We start from the raw sequence: 17392 nt of genomic DNA, 5'->3' as shown, positions 1-17392 counted from the left end.
TACGAGAACACCGCATCAGGAGCTTCACACGTGAAAAAGAACGTCCCCCCGCTTGCCACCGTCACCACCGCCGTCGTACTCGCCGGCGCGCTCGCCCCTGGCGTCGCGCACGCGCAAAGCTCGGTTACGCTGTACGGCCTCATCGACGCCGGCATCATGTACACGAACAACGTGGCCGGTTCAGGCGGCAAGACGGGCGGCGCGCTCTGGCAGGCGACCAGCGGCAACATCAACGGCAGCCGCTTCGGCCTGCGCGGCGGCGAGGACCTCGGCGGCGGCCTGCGCGCCGTGTTCGTGCTCGAAAACGGCTTCAACGTGCAGAACGGCAAGCTCGGCCAGGACAACCGCATGTTCGGCCGCCAGGCCTGGGTGGGACTCGCGAGCGACCGGTTCGGCACGCTCACGCTGGGCCGCCAGTACGACTCGCTGGTGGACTTCGTCGCGCCGCTCTCGGCCACGGCGGGCACCTTCGGCGACGCGGGCTTCGCGCATCCGTTCGACAACGACAACCTCAACCACTCGCTGCGCATCAGCAACGCCGTCAAGTACACGAGCAATAGCTACGGCGGCTTCAAGTTCGGCGCGCTGTACGCGTTCTCGAACCAGCCCGACTTCGCGGCCAACCGCGCCTACAGCTTCGGCGCGAGCTACAACAACGGCCCGCTCGCCGTGGCCGCCGGCTATCTGCAGTTGAACGGCACGCAAGGCGCGAACGCGAGCAGCCCGGGCGCGGTGGACCTCGCCGAGTCTGCGGCCAACGGCAAGGGCGGCTTCTCGCTCGGCGCGCAGCGCCTGCGCTCCTTCGGCGGCGGCCTGAACTACAGCTTCGGTCCGGCCACGGCGGGCTTCGTGTTCACGCGCAGCGAGTATGCGGGCACGAACGCGTTCGGCTCGCAGGGCGGCGACATGAGCTTCAACAACTATGAAGTGAACGGCAAGTATCAGTTGAACCCGGCCTGGAGCCTCGGACTCGCCTACACCTACACCGATGGCCACGTGGACCGCACGGCCTGGGGCGCCGATCCGAAGTGGCAGCAGGTGAATGTGCAGGTGGTGTATCGCCTCTCGAAACGCACCGACCTCTACGGCGAAGCGATGTACCAGCACGCCACGGGCCACAACTACGTGGCGTTCATCAACACGGCGGGCGGCGCCTCGTCGACGGCGAACCAGGTGGTGGGCACGGTGGGGCTGCGCGCGCGCTTCTGACGACGCGCGGCGCTAAACGAGGACGAGTGACAGCGCGATTGAGATCCAGACGGAGCACGCGCCCGCGAGGAAGCAGCGACGCGCGAGCAGGAAGCGCGACTCGTCGCCGGGCTTCGCGGGTGAAGTGGCGAGCCAGGGCACGCTGCCGAGACAGGCGAAGCCCGCCAGCGCGAGCACGACGATCACGCGGTCGCCGAGGTGCCACGGCACGGGCTCGTGCAGGCCCCAGTAGCCGAGAAAGATCATGCCGATGGAAAACATTGTCGATGCCGCCGAGCTGAGCGCTACGACCGATCCGGTCGGAGATTGCATTGACTGTCTCCTCTCGCGCGCCGCGCGCTGTGTGGGTCACCGTGCGGGTCGCTGTGTGGCGCATTCGCAGGCGATTTGCGGGCCATTATCGGCGCGCAAGCCGGCAGCGGCAACGCGGCCGCGAGTGTCATGCACTCAGGCCGTGGGCCGCACCATCTGGAACATCTCGCCGATCTGCGCGTAGTCCGCGCGATAGCCCGCGCGCATGATGGGCTGCGCGGCATGGGTGTCGAACAGCCCGTCCTTCAGATACTGCGGCTGGATGTGCACGCCCACGACCTGGCCGAGCGCGAGCCAGTTATTCATGGGCGCGCCGTCGAGCCCATTGAGCCGCACGATCTGCAACAGCTTGCATTCGAGCGCGGCCGGCGCCTCGGCCACGTGCGGCACCGCCACGTTGCGGCCCGGCGCGGGCGTGAGTCCCGCCAGCGCGAACTCGTCGACATCGGCGGCGACGGGCGCCGAGCTCCGGTTCATCTGCTCGGCCAGCGGGCGCGACGCGAGATTCCAGACGAACTCGCCGGTTGCCTCGATATTGACAATGCTGTCCTTGCGGCCCTCGCTGCAAAAGCCGATCACCGCCGGCGACGTGGCGAACGCGCCAAAGAAGCTGTATGGCGCGAGGTTCAGCACGCCTTGCGCGGAGCGGCTCGAGATCCAGCCGATCAGGCGCGGCGCGACGATCGCCTTGAACGGGTCGTGCGGCAAGCCGTGACCGGTGGCGGGATCGTAGAAGTAGGTGTCGGACATGGTGAGCGATGGAGGTTCTTGCGGCTCACACTATGGCACGGGGCGCTGGAAAGCGCTGACGCGGCACGGGCGCTTATCCACAGATTTTGTTGAGAGCCCTGTGGACAAGCTCTGGGCGATTCACCCAAGTGTTTGTTGCCAAAGGAAGACTGCTTCGTGCGCAGAGGCTGCCTCGGCAGGCGGTTTCGCACTGCTCCACGCCGCCCGGGAAGCCAGGCCGGGCCCAGACGCAACAAAGCCGGTTCTCTTGCGAGAACCGGCTTTGTTCGATGTCACCCTTGCTGAAGCCGCCCCGGCTACTTGTGGCCCTGGCAGCTGCGGCGAGATTAGTCGCGCGGCAGGTGGAACGGCTTGTAGTGCGAGCGGCGGATGCGTTCTGCTTCGCGATGACGCGCTGCGTACGAGTATTCGGCATCCATCGGCAGGTACGGCGAGGCGAAGAGGTCGTTCACCTTTTGAAGAATGGCAAGGATAAAGCTCATGGCGACTCCCGGTTAGACATGAATCTAGGGTTTTCCCTAGGAATGAGACGATTATAGGGTTTTCCCTAGATGAACGCCAGTGCAGTGCAACAAGAAATTTGCGACGTCGTGTCGCAGCTTGGCCGCAGGCTATCCATGCGTTGCATCAACACAACACATGGATAGCCTGCACGACCTCCCCTCTCCCTTGAGGGAGAGGGGCCGGGGGAGAGGGAGAGCGGCGTCAGCTTTTTGTCGCCGCCTGGCGGGTGGACGGCTGCGAGTGAGCCTTGGACGATTTGCTGCCCGTCGTATGGGTTGCGGGCTTTTCCGTCGATTTCGGCGTTTTGGCGGCGCGCGCGGGACGGCGTGGCGGCGTCGGGTTCTCCGGCTCCCGGGCCGTGCTGGTCGCAGCGGTTGCCGGCGCCATGGCCGCTGCAACCGGCGCAGCGACGGTCAACGCTGCAACGCGCGACGCCATATTGTCGAGCGCGGCCTGCTGGTTCTGCATCAGCACGTCCAGGCGTTGCTGCTGCGCGGTCGCATCGGCCGAGAGGCTCGCGAGCACCAGGGTCTGGGCGATCGCCACGCCCGCCGTGACCACCAGCGCGGCAACGGCGGCCGTCAGCAGCCACTTGGTCCTGCGCGTCTGGGCCGCCATTTGGGCCGTCATGGTCGCGACGATCTCGGCGGGCAGTGCCGCCGTGGCGCGCTCGGGCGCCTGGCCGTGGACCACCGCGCCGACATCGGCGGCGTGCACCGCCGAAATCATGCGCGCCGCGTTGCCCGTGGCGCTGGTCGGCGCGTAGGAATGGCCGCTGGCGAGCGCGCCAGATGGGGCGTCGGGCAATGGCTCGGGTTGCTTCGGCGCAGCCGTTGCTTCGGATTGCGGCGGCGCTTCGGCCTGGGTGGCCGCCAAAGCGACCATGGTCGCAATCGCCTCACCCTGCTCCTGCGGCGCCGGCAGATCGGATGCCGTAGCCGCCAGCTCCGAGGCTTGCGTGCCGGGTGGCCCATGAGGCTCCGGCGCTTCGATCCCGGCAGCAATGGGAGATTCTTGCGGGGATTCCTGCGCCTCGCCCGGCAAGCCATCCGCCGCCGCACGGGCGTTCGAATCGGTCGGATCGCTCGATTCGTCCAGGTTGCCGCCGGTGCTCACGGCATCCGCCGTGGGCTCGGTCGCGTTCGTGCGCGCCTCAGGCCGCGCCGGCGTCGCTTGACTGTCCTGCGCCGCACCGGCCGCTTCGAGTTCGAGCGCCGGTTCGGGCTCTTTGCCAAAAAGATCGAGCATGGGTTCGCCACCCAGCGCGCCCGGCTGGGCGTCCGCCGCCTGTGTGGCGTCGGTATCGGCGGGTGGCGTCGGCGAGCGACGCCGCGACGACGCGCTGCGTGCGGCGCGTCCGGTATTCGAGGGTGCGTGTTCTACGTGTTCGGCCATGGATCGACGATGAGACTCGCTTCAGGTGAACTCGCGTCGCACGTCGGTCACGCCTGGCCGCAGCGTGACCGCCGCGTTTCGCTCCTTGGGCGCGCGTCCTTCAAACCCGAAAGCAGCGCGCCGCTGGTCAGGCATCTTAGCGGCAAACGTTAAACCTGAGAGCCCCCTCAAATGCGAACCATGGATGACGCATCAACCTTGTTCGTCATCCTCGCGAAACTCCTTGACGACGGACAGACGCCGCAATGCTGCACAGATCGCCTCGTACTCCATCGACGAGACGCGGCTCAGCACGATCATCACCACGTCGAGCTCGGGCGAGTCGTCGCTCTGCTGCACCACGAACTGCTTCACGCGTGGGCTGGACGTGCCCAGCGCGTCGTGCAGCGAATGGAAGGTGAGCGCGCCGCGATCGACGAGCAGCGAGATGCGCCGGCGCTGCCGAAACGTGATGAAGCGCCGCTCGAGCGGTTTGATGCCCGCGAGAATGATGAGAATGATGATGGTGGCCGCGATCGCCGCCGTATAGAGACCGCCGCCCACCGCGAGGCCGATGGCAGCCACCGACCACAGGCTCGCGGCCGTCGTCAGGCCACGCACGATCTCGCCGCGCAGCAGGATCGACCCGGCGCCCAGAAAGCCGATGCCGGAGACCACCTGGGCGGCCATCCGCGAAGGATCGAGCACGACGTGCTCGCCGCCGAGCGCATCGGCAAAGCCGAACGCGGAGACGATCATGATGAGCGCCGATCCCACGCAAACGAGCATGTGCGTGCGCAACCCCGCCGCCCACGACAGACGCTCGCGCTCGAAGCCAATCACGCTGCCAAGCGCGGCGGCCAGCACCAGCCGCGAAATGAGTTCCCAGTTGCCAAGCATCGTTCTCGCGCTCCTTGTTTTCGTGGATATGCACCGCTTGCGCAGGCCACCCAGTTGCCGGAATTGCCGCGGCCAAGCGCCCCCCACGCCACCCCCGCATGTGCTGTGCCAGACGCAACGTGCCAGCGCATGTTTGCATCGTACGCCGCATAACAGAGATGGATTGGCCCCAGCGTACAATCGCTGGCACTCCGTTTTCTCGTGCCGGCGCCTAGTGCGCCCAAGTCACCCATGAACGCTCTCACCAGCGCAGCGAGCCTGCGCGATCATTTCGACCGCACGATCCTGGCGTTGTGGCGCGGCCCCGGCTTCAACGCGGCGCTGCGCCTCGCGCACGAAGCGCTCGATGCGTCGGGCACGACGCCGCTGCCCGACGTGCGCTATCGCGCGATGGCCTGCGCCCGCCAGCTGTTCGTGTTCTCGCAGGCCGGCGAGGCCGAGCATGCGCACACGCTCTACGCATCGCTGTGCCAGACCTTCGCCGATCGCACGCAGGGCGGATGGTTCTACAGCGTCGATGCCCAAGGCGCGCCGCTCGACACCACGAAGGATCTCTATACGCACGCGTTCGTGGTGTTCGCGTGCGCGGCATACGGCCAGCGTCTTGGCGTACCGGAAGCGCTCGACACCGCGCGCGAGACATCGGCGCTGATCGTCGAGCGCTTCAAGGCGCGCGACGGCTTGCTGAACGCCGCGCTCGATGCGTCATTTGCGAGCGTCACGAGCGGGCCGCTGCAAAATCCGCTGATGCATCTGACCGAAGCGTGGCTCGTGGCCCGCGAGGCAACCGGCGACGCCGCATTCGACACGGCCATCACCGCGCTCGCCGAAGCTGTGGCGCGCAATTTCCTCCACGCGCCCACGGGCTGCATCGCCGAGTTGCCGCTCGGTGCGCCGGACAATCGGCTCGAGCCCGGGCATCAATTCGAGTGGTTCTGGCTCGTGCAGCAGGCGGGCGCGCAACGGCTCGGCGCTTCGGGACTTCAGGATGCGCTCGCGCGCGCGTTCGCGTTCGCAGTGAAGCACGGCGTGGATCCGGCCACGGGCGCCGTGGCGGCGGCTCTCGACGAACAGGGCCGCGTGACCGACGCCACGCAACGCATCTGGGCGCAGACCGAGTATCTGCGCGCGCTCGCCACGCATGGCGATACGGTTGTGCGCGCAACGTTGGAGGCGCAAATCGGCAAGTTCGCGCAACGCTTTCTCACGCCGCAAGGCTGGGTGGAGTGTCGAAGCGCGAGCGGGGAAATCGCCCGCGCGGACATGCCCTCGACCACGCCGTATCACCTGTTGACGGCGTACCGCGCGCTGCCCTGACGTGCCGGGGAATCCGCCGCCCCCTCGGGCCTTGCGCGATTCCCATCATTTTTCGCAAAAATTCAGGCACAGCAGCCTGACGATTCACCTTGCGCCGCCGCACGGCTCTTCCTAGAGTGGTTAGGCAACTATGCGGGCGTGGCCCTGGGGAATCCGAACATGACCGATCTGGTGGATCGCGCGCGCGGCGCGCTTCATGCGCAACCGTTCAGCATGCTGCTTGGCACCGAACTCATGAGCGTCGGGGCCAATGAATTGACGCTGCGACTGCCCGTGCGCGACGAACTCAAGCAGCAGCACGGCTTCGTGCACGGCGGGGTGATCAGCTATCTCGCCGACAACGCCCTCACGTTCGCGGGCGCGCTGGCGCTCGGCCCGCGCGTGGTGACGAGCGAATACAAGATCAATTACCTGCGGCCCGCCATGTCCGGCACGCTGGTCGCGCGGGCACGTGTGGTGCACGCGGGACGCCAGCAGGCCACCTGCCAATGCAGCGTGTTCGTGATGGAAAACGGCGACGAGCGGCTCGTGGCGCTCGCGCAGGGCACGGTCAGCCGGATGGGCGAAAACGGGGGCACGGCCGACGCGCACGCATAACGCAGTGGGATAAAGGCACAAAATCAAACGGCCGCGCATTCAATGCGCGGCCGTTTGTTCATTGCGACGGGGTCGAAAAAACCGCGCTCAGTCCTCAGTCCGCTGCGCGCGTCTTCTGCGTCTGCACGCCGAGCCCTTCGACGCCCAGGCGCACGGTCTGACCCGGTTTCAGATACACCGGCTCGGGCTTCACGCCCATGCCCACGCCCGGCGGCGTGCCCGTGGAAATCACATCGCCCGGTTGCAGGCTCATGCACTGCGAGAGATACGACACCAGCTTCGCGACCGTGAAGACCATCGTGCGCGTGCTGCCGTTCTGGTAGCGGTGGCCGTCCACTTCGAGCCACATCGCGAGATTCTGCGGATCGGCCACCTCGTCGCGCGTGACGAGCCACGGGCCGATCGGGCCAAAAGTGTCAAAGCCCTTGCCCTTGTCCCACTGGCCGCCGCGCTCGATCTGCCACTCGCGCTCGGATACGTCGTTGATCACGCAGTAGCCCGCCACGTAGTTCAGCGCATCGGCCTCGCTCACGTTCTTCGCATACTTGCCGATCACCACGCCAAGCTCGACTTCCCAATCGGTCTTCTTCGAGCCGCGCGGGATTTCGATGTCGTCGTTCGGTCCGACGATGCAGCTCGTCCACTTGTTGAAGACCACCGGCTCGCTCGGCACCGGCATGCCCGCCTCTTCGGCGTGATCGGCGTAATTCAGGCCGATCGCCACCATCTTGCCGACATGGCCCACGCAAGGCCCGAGGCGCGGGTTGCCCTCAACCAGTGGCAGCGTTTCCGGATCGATCGTGCGCAGTTGCGCGAGGCCCGCGTCGGAAAGCACATCGCCCGCGATGTCGGCAACGGCGCCCGAGAGCGCGCGAATACGGCCCTCGGCATCGAGGAGGCCCGGCTTTTCGTGACCCTTGGGGCCATAGCGAAGCAATTTCATTGTCTCTATTCCTTGTCAGTCTTGTGTGATGCGTACGGCCGCGTGCAGTACAGCACTGCGGCCATCATCGCATGGGTCTAACTAGTTAGACCACCCGCCATCGATCACATGCGTCTGTCCGGTCGTAAACGCCGACTCGTCGGACGCGAGATAGAGCGCGAGCGCCGCGATCTCGTCGGTCGTGCCCACGCGCCCCATCGGCTGCCGCGCGACGAAGGCCGCGCGCGCCGCGTCCACGCTCGTGCCCTGCGCCACCGCCTGCGCGGCGATGCGCTCTTCGAGCGAGGGCGAGGCCACGGTGCCGGGGCAGATCGCGTTGCAGCGGATGCCGCGCGTCACGAAATCGGCGGCCACGGCCTTGGTCAACCCTATCACAGCAGCCTTGGATGCGCCGTACACGAAACGGTTGGGCACGCCCTTCACACTCGACGCCGCCGACGACATGTTAATGATCGAGCCCCCGCCCGCCTCCAGCATCGCGGGCAAAAAAGCACGGATGGTCCGGTACATCGCCTTGACGTTGAGGTCGAACGCGAAGTCCCAGTCTTCCTCGCTCGCCTCGAGAATCGAGCCCGCGTGCACGAAGCCCGCGCAGTTGAACAACACGTCGATCGCGCCGAGCTCGCGCGCGAGCGCCGCGATGGCCGCGCCGTCGCGTACGTCGAGCTTGCGCGCCTCGACCGGCAGGGACGCGAGCGCGTCGATGCGGATGTCAGTGGCGATCACGCGTGCGCCCTCGCGCGCGAACCATTCGGCGGCGGTATAGCCGATGCCCTGGCCCGCCGCCGTGATCAAGGCCGTCTTGCCGGCCAGTCTTTGTGTCGTTTGTACCATCGGCCACTCCCGTTGATTCGAATTGGCTTGCCGTATTCAGAACCGCGTTTAGATTCGATAAAACGCCGCCGCGTTGCCGCCGAACACAGCGGCGCGCTCGCGTTCGCCGAGGTGCGCGAACAGGCGCTCGGCGCTCGCGTACCAGCGTTCATAGTCGCCGTTGAGATTGAGCACGGGCCAGTCGCTGCCCCACATGAGCCGCTGCGCGCCGAAGCTCGCAAGCAGATGCTCGATCCAGGGGCTCAGCGTGGCGTCGCTCCAGTCCGGCGCGGCCTCGGTCGCGAGACCCGACACCTTGCAATAAACCTGCGGAAAGTGCGCCAGCCGCGCGATGGCGTGCGACCACGCGTCGAAACCCGGGGCGCCCTCCGCACCCTCGCGAATGGGCGGCTTCGCGCCATGATCGATCACCACGCGCAATGCGCGATGGCGCTCGAGAAACGTTTCGAGCGCGCGTGCGTGGCGCGCGAAGATCAGCGCATCGAATGCGAGGTCGTGGGCGATCAGGGCCTCGACGGCGCGCGCCGTATCGGCTGTCGCGATCCAGTCGTCGTCGGGCAGGTCCTGGAGCATCGGGCGCACCGCGCGCAGCTTCGGCTCGCGCGCAAGTTCGGCGATCAGCTCCGGCGCGAGCGGGTCGTCGAGCGGCACCCAGCCCACCACGCCCGCGATCGAGTCGTCGTGACGCGCGAGATCGAGCAGATACCAGGTTTCGTCGACGGTGGGCGCGGCCTGCACGAGCACCGTGCGCGCGACGCCGCAGCGCGCGCGCAGCGGCGCGAGATCGGCGGGGCCGAACGGGCGATAGAGCTCGGCCAGCGCGGGCGTGAGCCAGCCGTAGTCGCCGCGCGCGGGGTCCCAGTAGTGCTGATGCGCGTCGATCCGCGCGATTGCGGTTGGCCGGGTCATGGTATGGGCGCTCTCAAGGAAGCGGCGCGCGCGCATCGACGAGACCCTCGTCGCGCAACGCGCGCCAGAGCCCGGGCGGCAGCGTCGTCTCGAACGATGCCACGTTCTCGCGCAACTCGGCTGCGCTGCGCGCGCCGGTTAGCACCGTCGCCACGGCCGGATGCGCGTAGGGAAATTGCAGCGCCGCCGCCGCGAGCGGCGCGTCATGCGCGCGGCAAACCGCTTCGAGACGCGCAACGCGCTCCACCACCTCGGGCGGTGCGTCGCCGTAATTGAACTTGCGCTCGCCCGCGAGACCGCGCGCGAGAATGCCCGAATTGAACGCGCCGCCCAGCAGGATGCTCACGCCGCGCTCCGCGCAGGCGGGCAGCAGATCGTCGAGCGGCCCCTGTTCGAGCAGCGTGTAGCGGCCCGCCAGCAGCGCGCAATCGATCTGGAACTCGCGCATCGCTTCGAGTACCGCTTCGCGCTCGTTCACGCCGAGGCCGATGGCCTTCACCGCGCCCGACGCGCGCAACTCGTCCAGCGCGCGGAACCCGCCGCCCGCAGTGAGCTGCCGCCAGTAATGCGCGTTGCGCTCGCCGTGCGTGAGACGGCCGATATCGTGCACGAGCAGGATGTCGATATCGACGATGCCGAGCCGCTGCTGGCTATCCTCGAACGAGCGCAGGATGCCTTCGCGCGTGTAGTCGTAAATGGCCTCGAACGGCAGCGGATTCTGCCAGCCTTCGCTGCCGTCGTAACGATGCGTGCGCGGCACGAAGCGGCGGCCCACCTTGGTCGACAGCACGTACTCGCCGCGCGGATAGCGCCGCAACGCAGCGCCGAGCCGATGCTCGGCCTTCGTGTGGCCGTAATGCGGCGCGGTGTCGAAGAAACGCACGCCGGCTTCCCAGGCGGCATCGATGGTGGCCTGCGCCTCTGTGTCGGTGAGATCGCGATACAGACCGCCGAGCGGCGCGGTGCCCAGGCTCAGCGCGCTCACTTCGAGCGCGGTGCGCCCAATGCGGCGGCGCTGCGCGACCTGCGGACGGTGCTGATCGTACTGATGAGGCGGGTACGGCTCCTGCGCCATGCGAAGTGTCTCCTCGATCCGGTGAATTTGAGCGCGCGCATCAATGCGAAGCGACCACCGGCACCGGCACGCGCGCGCTCGCGGGCAGGCATGCGGGGCCAACCGGCTCGAAGGTCTTGTACGTGAGAATAAACTCCTGGTGGCCGAGCATCTCCGACTTCGAGCGCGCCCCGCGCGACACCGCGAGCGTGACGTCGAACACTTCGCGGCCCACTTCGTCGAGCGTGCCGCGGCCTTCGAGTATGCGCCCTGCGTCGACATCCATGTCGCCCGAGAGATTGCGATAGGTCTGCGGATTCGCGCAGACTTTGACGACGGGCGAAAGCGCCGACCCCACCACGGAGCCGCGCCCCGTCGTGAACAGAATGATGTGCGCGCCGCACGCGATCAGCTCGGCGATCTCCGCGTTATCGCTAATATTCGGGAATCCGAAGCGTGGCTCCCCATCGGGCACCACATCGAGCAGATAGAGCCCGCCCGTGGGCGGCACATCGCCCGGCTTCACGATGCCGACGATAGGCGACGCGCCGCTCTTCGCATACGCGCCCAGCGATTTTTCCTCCTGGGTGGTGAGCCCGCCATCGGCGTTGCCCACGGCAAACGAACCGTGCCCGAGAATCGAGTAATAGCGCGCGGCCTTCGCCACCGAGGCAACGATCTCGTCGCCCAATTCGGGGCGCGCCGCGCGATTCTTCATGTGATACTCGCAGCCCACCAGCTCGCCGGTTTCCTCGAACACGCACGCCGCGCCCGCCGCCACCAGATGATCGAACGCGCGGCCCACAGCGGGATTCGCGGTAATGCCGCTCGTGCTGTCCGAGCCGCCGCAGATCGTGCCCACCACGAGCTCGTCCAGCCGCATCGGCACCTTCTGCTGTTCCGCGAGTTGCGCGCGCGCGCCGCGCACCCAGTCCACGCCGTATTGAATCGTGCTGCGCGTGCCGCCCTTCTCCTGAATCGTGAGCACCTCCACGGGACGTCCGCTCGCGCGCACCTGGTCCACGAGATAGTGCTTGTTCATGCTCTCGCAGCCGAGCGAGACGAACAGCACCGCGCCCACGTTCGGATGCGTGGTGAGCTGCGTCATCATCTTTTCCGCGTAGCGGTTCGGGAAGCAGCCCGGAAAGCCGATCAGATGCACGGGCGGCCCGGCATGCGGATCGTCGAAACCATCGAGAGGCTCGCGAAACTGCGTGACGATCTCGCGCGCCACGTGATGCGCACACTCGACGAGGTACGCCACCGCAACCACATTGCGGATCCCCTTGCGTCCGTCGCTGCGCAGCCACCCTTCGAGCACCGGTTCGGCCGCGCTTCCTGCTTTGGCGTTGAGTTGGGTTTCAGTCATGGCATTCGTCCTGCATTCATCGGCATCAGTGCGATCAGTGCGATCAGTGCGATCAGTGCGATCAGTGCGATACGAACTCGTGGCCCGTGTCGTGCGTGTAAGTCGGCAGATAATCGCTTTCGAGGTTGTGCGTGTGCAGATGCTCGCCGCGCGCCACGTTCGCCGTCACATGGCCGATCGGCGCGCCATAGCGCAGCACTTTCTCGTCCTTCGCCAGCGCACGGCGCGCCACCTTGTGCCCGAGGTCGATCGTCTTCGCGAGCGTCACGCGCTCGCCCTCGATCTCCAGCGTCTCGCCGGCGGGCAGACGCGCCGCCGCGATCAGGCAGTTGTCCTCCGGTGCGAGCAGGATCAGGCGCGCATCGGTATGCGGTGCATCGCTGTTCACGATAGAACTCAAGTCTCGCCTCCGCCGTTCAGTTCTGGGCATCGCCGCCCGCCAGCCGCGCCACCATCAGCGAGCCGAGGATGATCGCGCCGTAAATCGCCTGAATCCAGAACGACGGCACCTGGGCGAGCGTGAGCAGGTTCTGCACCACGCCGAGCAGCAGCACGCCGGAGAGCGCGCCGAACATGGTGCCCTTGCCGCCGTCGAGCGAAATGCCGCCGATCACGGCCGCCGCGAACACCGTGAAGATCATGCCGTTGCCCTGGTTCGCGTTGATCGCGCCCACGTAGCCCGTCACGATCAGCCCGCCCAGCGCGGCCAGGATGCTGCCCAGCACGAACACGCCCCACGTGATGCGCTCCACGCGGATGCCCGCAGCGCGCGCGGCGTCGGGATTGCCGCCGATCGCATAGAGCGCACGGCCTACACGGTGGTAGCGCAGCATGAACGCAGCGAACGCGAAGGCGGCGGCCGCTAGCCACACCGAGAGCGGCAAGCCGAGCACGATGGTGGTGGCGAGCGCGAAGAACGAGTTGGGCATGTCGAACAGCGTGCCGCCCTTGGTCGCGCCCACCAGCATGCCGCGCAGCACGATCAGCATGGCCAGCGTGACGATGAACGCATTCAGACGCAGGCGCACGACCAGAAAACCATTGACGAAGCCGATCAGCGCGCCCACGACCACAATCGCAAGGAGTCCGGCAAAGGCGGGCCATTGTGTGCCGAACCCAGCGGATGCGGCCGGCATCACGAGCATGGCGCCCACGGCGGGGGCGATGCCCACCGTCGATTCGAGCGAGAGATCGAACTTGCCGGTGAGCACGATCAGCGATTCGGCGAGCACGACGAGCGCGAGCGCCGCCGAAGCCCCCAGCACGCTGATGAGATTCGCCCTGGTGAGAAAGCTCGGGCTCACGAAGCCGCCGATCACGATGAGCAGCAGCAGCGCGGGCACCAGGGCGAGTTCGCGCAGGCGCGCGAATTCGATGCGCCTGCGCGCACCGCGTCCGGCAGCAGCGCCCTGGGCCGTATCGGGCTGCACCGCCGCGAATACTCCACCCGCAGGGACACCACCCGCAGTTGGACCACCATTAACGCTATGCTTCATGAAGATCGACTCCTTCAATCGATGCAATCAGTTCGTGGTCCTGCCAACCCGCCGCGAATTCCGCCACCACGCCGCCGCGAAACATCACGAGCACGCGGTCGCAGGTGCGCAGATCGTCGAGTTCGCTCGACACCACGAGCACGGCCTTGCCTTCGTCGCGCACGCGGTCCACGACCGAGAGCAGCGCCTCCTTCGATTTCACGTCCACGCCCGCCGTGGGATCGATCAGCACCAGCACTTGCGGCGTGCTCGCGAGCGCACGCGCCATCACCACCTTCTGCTGATTGCCGCCCGAGAGCCCCGAGACCACGTGGTCCGGCCCCTGTGCGACGATGCCGAGCGCCTCGATCATGCGCTGGCCCACCTGGTTTTTCTTCGCGGGCGATGCGAAGCCGAGCCGCCCGAGCAGGCCCGCAATCGTCATCGACGCGTTCTCGGCCACCGACTGCGTGAGCACGAGCCCTTCGCGATGACGGTCCTTCGGCACGCAGCCCACGCCCTGCGCGAGCGCGGCGGGCACGTCGCCGGGCAACAGCCGCGCGCCGTTCACGCGAATCTCGCCCGCCTGCTGGCCGGCGAGCCCCGCAACGGCTTCGCCCACGCTCGTGCGCCCGCTGCTGGTCGCGCCCGTGATGCCCACGACTTCGCCGCGCTTCACCTGGAACGACACGTCGCGGTAATCGGCGCCCGAAATACCGCGCACGTCGAGCGCGATCTTCGCGTCGGCGGGCAAGGCTGGGCGCGCGGCCGCATCGGCCACGTTCAGGCCGCCGTGCTCGCCCGTCATCGCCTCGATCAGGCGCTCGCGCGGCAACTCGGCCACCGGCGCGCTGACGATGTGGCGCGCGTCGCGCAGCACCGTCACCGCCTGGCAAATCTCGTACACCTCCTGCAGATGGTGCGAAATGAAGAGAAACGTCACGCCCTCGCGCTGCAATTCGTCGATGCGGCGAAAGAGACGCTTGATCTCGTCGCCGTCGAGCTGCGCCGTGGGTTCGTCGAGAATGATGAAGCGCGCGCCGTACGAAAGCGCGCGCGCAATCTCGACGAGCTGGCGCGCTTCCACCGTGAGATCGCCCGCGCGCGCATCCTCGCGCACGTCGATGCGCCAGTGATCGAGCAGCGCGCGCGCGTCGCGGCGCATGGTGCTCCAGTCGATCACGCCGCGCCTGAGCGGCTGGCGATTGATGAACAGGTTCTCCGCAACCGTGAGGTCGCGGATGATCGTCGAGTGCTGATACACGCAGGCAACGCGCTCGCGCCACGCATCGCGGTCGGCGATGGGCGGCGCGGGGTCGCCGTTGAAGTGCACGGCGCCCTCGTCGGGCTTGCGCAGGCCGGTGAGGATCGAGACGAGCGTCGACTTGCCCGCGCCGTTGCGGCCCACGAGCGCGTGCGACTCGCCCGCCATCACGCGCAGGCTCACATTCGCGAGCGCCGCCGTGGAGCCGAAGCGCTTGGTCACGCCGCTCGCCTCCACGACTGGCGGCAGCCCAACGGCTGCCGCGGGCTGCAGCGCCAGTGCCGCCGGGTGCGGCGCGCCGCCTCGCGGCGGCACGCCCGCTTGCTGAAGGTCCGAACCGCTGCTCATCCGATCACTCATTTGATCGTGTTGCCCCACAGGTTCTTGTCGTCGACGTTCTGCTTCGTCACGAGCGGCGCCGGCAACTGGTCTTCGAGAATGCCGGGCTGCAACTGGATGATCGTGCTGTCGTGATCGGTCTTGCCCGGCTTGAAGGTCTTGCCCTCCAGCGCGGCCTTGATGTAATAGAGGCCGTACTTCGCATAGAGATCGGCGGGCTGTGAAACGGTGGCGTCGATCTCGCCCTTGCGGATTGCTTCGTATTCCTGCGGAATGCCGTCATTGGAGACGATCACGATATGCTTCGGATCGCCCACGGGAAACAGCAACTGTTTGCGGCGCAGCGTTTGCAGCGTGGGCGAGAGATAGACGCCGCCCGCCTGCATGTAGATGCCCTTCACATCGGGATTCGCGGTGAGCAGACTGTCGAGCGCGCTGGCCGCCACGTCGCCCTTCCAGCCCGCTGGAATCTCCAGCAGCGACAGATTCGGATAGCTCTTCAGGCACGCACGGAACGCCTCCGAGCGGTCGCGCCCGTTCACGGAAGCGAGATCGCCCATGATCTGCACGACCTTGCCCGACTTCACGTGTTCGCCGATGTATTTGCACGCCTTCTCGCCATAGGCGCGATTGTCCGCGCGCACGACCATGGCGACGGCGCCTTGCGTGGGCGCGACATCCACGGCCACCACCTTCACGTTCTTCTGCGCGGCGCTCTCGAGCGCGCGGCTGATGGCGGCCGAATCGATCGGCCCCACGACGATGCCCTTCGCGCCCAGATTGATCATGTTGTTCATGTCGGTGATCTGCTGCGCGGGGTCGTTGTTCGAATTGACGGGCGCGAGCACATCGACGCCCATCTGCTTCGCGTACGTACCCAGATAGTTGTTGTACGACTGCCAGAACGGCGAGGTCAGCAGCGGCAGGCCGAGACCCACCTTGCCGGTTTCGGCGGCCTGCGCCGAGGCTGGCGCGCCTATTGCGGCGGCGCAGGCCGCCACGGCGCACAGCGTCTTCGCGGCAGCGCGCGAGAAAGCGCGCGCGCGCGGCGTGCGGGTTTCAGTGAAGCGGCGGGCCTCGATCAGCCCGGATGCGAACGCCATGTCTGTCTCCTAATCTGTCGGTCGCACTTGGCGCTTTAGCTGTCGATCAGAGTTCGCGCTTCAGCGCGTTACTCTGGTCCCATGCAAAGCTCTTAGTGCGATCCCATGCAAAGCTGGTTCTGTCGTTGTTGACCTATCCATGTGCACGCCGCTGGCATATGTTCACCAGTGAACCTATTATTCATATACGCACGATCCAAGGTCAAGGAATGTGCAATGCAGCAAAGGTCCGGAATTTCCCTGGGCTGCTCAGGATCTGGGACGGGATAACAAGCAAGGAAAAAATGAACACGAACGCACGCAAACCGCGGACCGATGCGCTGCCGGGCGAGCCGGAGCCGGACGAGAAGGACGACGGCGACCGCTATCGCGCGCCTGCACTGGACAAGGGACTCGACATTCTCGAACTGCTCGCCGAGCAGCGCGGCGGCTTGACGCGTGCGGAGATCACGAAGGCGCTGGGGCGCAACGCAAGCGAGATTTACCGGATGCTGGAGCGGCTGGTAGCGCGCCAGTACGTGATGCGCTCGGAGGCCGGCGACCGCTACGCGCTGAGCCTCAAGCTGTTTGCGCTCGCGCACCGGCATCCGCCGATGGAGCGTTTGATCGCCGAGGCGCTGCCGCTCATGCAGCGCTTCGCCAACGACGCGGAGCAGTCGTGCCACCTCGCGGTGTACGACCGCGGCAACCTGCTCGTGATCGCGCAGGTGGACGGCCCGGGCACGTGGGGCATCGCGGTGCGGTTGGGCGCGCGCGTGGGTCTCGTCGACACGAACTCGGGGCGCACGATCCTCGCGTACCAGAACGCGGAGCAGCGCGCGCACATGCTCGCGGAGCATACGAAGGTGAAGGGCGAAGTCGCCATCGACCATGCCGCGCTCGAAGCGGTCTGTGAGCAGATCCGCGGTGCGGGCTTTTCGCGCAAGGACAGCCAGCAGATTTTCGGCGTGACGGACGTGACGTTTCCGGTGCTCGGGCCGTCGGGGCAGGCAATCGCGGCGCTCACCTGCCCGTTCCTCAAACGCATCGACGAATACGTCGCGCCCTCGCTCGACGAAGCCACCCGGATGCTGGGCGAGACCGTGCAGGCGTTGTCGATGTTTCGGGAGGAGGAAGGGTAAGCGCGCGCCCTCCCGCGA

General features: G+C 66.9%; 18 protein-coding genes. 4 read left to right on the top strand and 14 right to left on the bottom strand.

The features are described from left to right. Positions 1–30 precede the first annotated feature (30 nt). Complete coding sequence (locus HV773_RS21530; protein ID WP_175196609.1) at positions 31–1209, top strand: porin; 1179 nt, start codon at positions 31–33, stop codon at positions 1207–1209. A gap of 12 nt (positions 1210–1221) precedes the next feature. Here the strand turns inward: HV773_RS21530 and HV773_RS21525 are convergent, their stop codons facing one another. The 5 genes from HV773_RS21525 to HV773_RS21505 all read right to left on the bottom strand — a co-directional run bounded on the left by HV773_RS21525 (position 1222) and on the right by HV773_RS21505 (position 5049). After that, the gene (locus HV773_RS21525) at positions 1222–1521 is read right to left on the bottom strand and encodes a hypothetical protein (RefSeq protein ID WP_175196607.1); all 300 of its coding nucleotides are present in this window, start codon (positions 1519–1521) and stop codon (positions 1222–1224) included. A gap of 135 nt (positions 1522–1656) precedes the next feature. Beyond that, entirely contained in the window at positions 1657–2271 is a 615-nt protein-coding gene (locus HV773_RS21520; RefSeq protein ID WP_175196605.1) for a flavin reductase family protein, read from the bottom strand. Between the two features lie 326 nt (positions 2272–2597). Next, on the bottom strand, positions 2598–2753 hold the full coding sequence (locus HV773_RS21515) for a hypothetical protein (RefSeq protein ID WP_167556505.1): 156 nt from the start codon (positions 2751–2753) through the stop codon (positions 2598–2600). Between the two features lie 223 nt (positions 2754–2976). After that, positions 2977–4170, bottom strand: coding sequence for a hypothetical protein (locus tag HV773_RS21510; protein ID WP_175196603.1), 1194 nt, complete (start codon positions 4168–4170; stop codon positions 2977–2979). 192 nt (positions 4171–4362) lie between these two features. Further along, positions 4363–5049 (bottom strand): MgtC/SapB family protein, encoded by a 687-nt coding sequence (locus HV773_RS21505; RefSeq protein WP_175196601.1) that lies wholly within the window; start codon positions 5047–5049, stop codon positions 4363–4365. 231 nt (positions 5050–5280) lie between these two features. On the opposite strand from HV773_RS21505, the gene HV773_RS21500 reads away from it, so the two are divergent. Next, positions 5281–6366, top strand: a complete 1086-nt coding sequence (locus HV773_RS21500) for an AGE family epimerase/isomerase (RefSeq protein WP_175196599.1) — start codon at positions 5281–5283, stop codon at positions 6364–6366. Between the two features lie 159 nt (positions 6367–6525). Continuing rightward, positions 6526–6963 carry a PaaI family thioesterase gene (locus HV773_RS21495; RefSeq protein ID WP_175196597.1) on the top strand — a complete coding sequence of 146 codons (438 nt, stop codon included), beginning with the start codon at positions 6526–6528 and terminating at the stop codon, positions 6961–6963. Between the two features lie 94 nt (positions 6964–7057). On the opposite strand, the gene HV773_RS21490 is transcribed toward HV773_RS21495, so the two are convergent. From HV773_RS21490 to HV773_RS21450, 9 genes are all read right to left on the bottom strand, one after another. Further along, positions 7058–7906, bottom strand: a complete 849-nt coding sequence (locus HV773_RS21490) for an ureidoglycolate lyase (protein ID WP_175196595.1) — start codon at positions 7904–7906, stop codon at positions 7058–7060. An 81-nt stretch (positions 7907–7987) separates the two neighbouring features. Further along, the gene (locus tag HV773_RS21485) at positions 7988–8740 is read right to left on the bottom strand and encodes an SDR family oxidoreductase (protein ID WP_175196593.1); all 753 of its coding nucleotides are present in this window, start codon (positions 8738–8740) and stop codon (positions 7988–7990) included. A gap of 48 nt (positions 8741–8788) precedes the next feature. Continuing rightward, positions 8789–9649 (bottom strand): amidohydrolase family protein, encoded by an 861-nt coding sequence (locus HV773_RS21480; RefSeq protein WP_175196591.1) that lies wholly within the window; start codon positions 9647–9649, stop codon positions 8789–8791. A gap of 13 nt (positions 9650–9662) precedes the next feature. Further along, on the bottom strand, positions 9663–10724 hold the full coding sequence (locus HV773_RS21475; protein WP_175196590.1) for an aldo/keto reductase: 1062 nt from the start codon (positions 10722–10724) through the stop codon (positions 9663–9665). A 40-nt stretch (positions 10725–10764) separates the two neighbouring features. Next, positions 10765–12072 carry a UxaA family hydrolase gene (locus HV773_RS21470; protein ID WP_175196588.1) on the bottom strand — a complete coding sequence of 436 codons (1308 nt, stop codon included), beginning with the start codon at positions 12070–12072 and terminating at the stop codon, positions 10765–10767. A gap of 61 nt (positions 12073–12133) precedes the next feature. Next, positions 12134–12472 (bottom strand): UxaA family hydrolase, encoded by a 339-nt coding sequence (locus HV773_RS21465; protein WP_246282351.1) that lies wholly within the window; start codon positions 12470–12472, stop codon positions 12134–12136. Between the two features lie 16 nt (positions 12473–12488). After that, positions 12489–13595 carry an ABC transporter permease gene (locus HV773_RS21460; protein ID WP_377730396.1) on the bottom strand — a complete coding sequence of 369 codons (1107 nt, stop codon included), beginning with the start codon at positions 13593–13595 and terminating at the stop codon, positions 12489–12491. Beyond that, a complete protein-coding gene (locus tag HV773_RS21455; RefSeq protein ID WP_175196584.1) occupies positions 13558–15159 on the bottom strand; it encodes a sugar ABC transporter ATP-binding protein in 1602 nt (533 codons plus the stop codon). The genes HV773_RS21460 and HV773_RS21455 overlap by 38 nt, the downstream gene beginning before the upstream one ends. A gap of 8 nt (positions 15160–15167) precedes the next feature. After that, positions 15168–16253 carry a sugar ABC transporter substrate-binding protein gene (locus HV773_RS21450; RefSeq protein WP_175196582.1) on the bottom strand — a complete coding sequence of 362 codons (1086 nt, stop codon included), beginning with the start codon at positions 16251–16253 and terminating at the stop codon, positions 15168–15170. Positions 16254–16537: 284 nt separating this feature from the next. On the opposite strand from HV773_RS21450, the gene HV773_RS21445 reads away from it, so the two are divergent. Then, positions 16538–17374: an IclR family transcriptional regulator gene (locus HV773_RS21445; protein WP_175196580.1), complete on the top strand. Its 837-nt coding sequence runs from the start codon at positions 16538–16540 to the stop codon at positions 17372–17374. Positions 17375–17392 lie beyond the last annotated feature (18 nt).

It is taken from the genome of Paraburkholderia caffeinitolerans (assembly GCF_902859945.1).
In the GTDB taxonomy this organism is placed as follows: Bacteria; Pseudomonadota; Gammaproteobacteria; order Burkholderiales; family Burkholderiaceae; genus Paraburkholderia; species Paraburkholderia caffeinitolerans.
The sequence above is the reverse complement of the archived record's forward strand: the minus strand, read 5'-3'. Positions and strand labels throughout refer to the sequence as shown.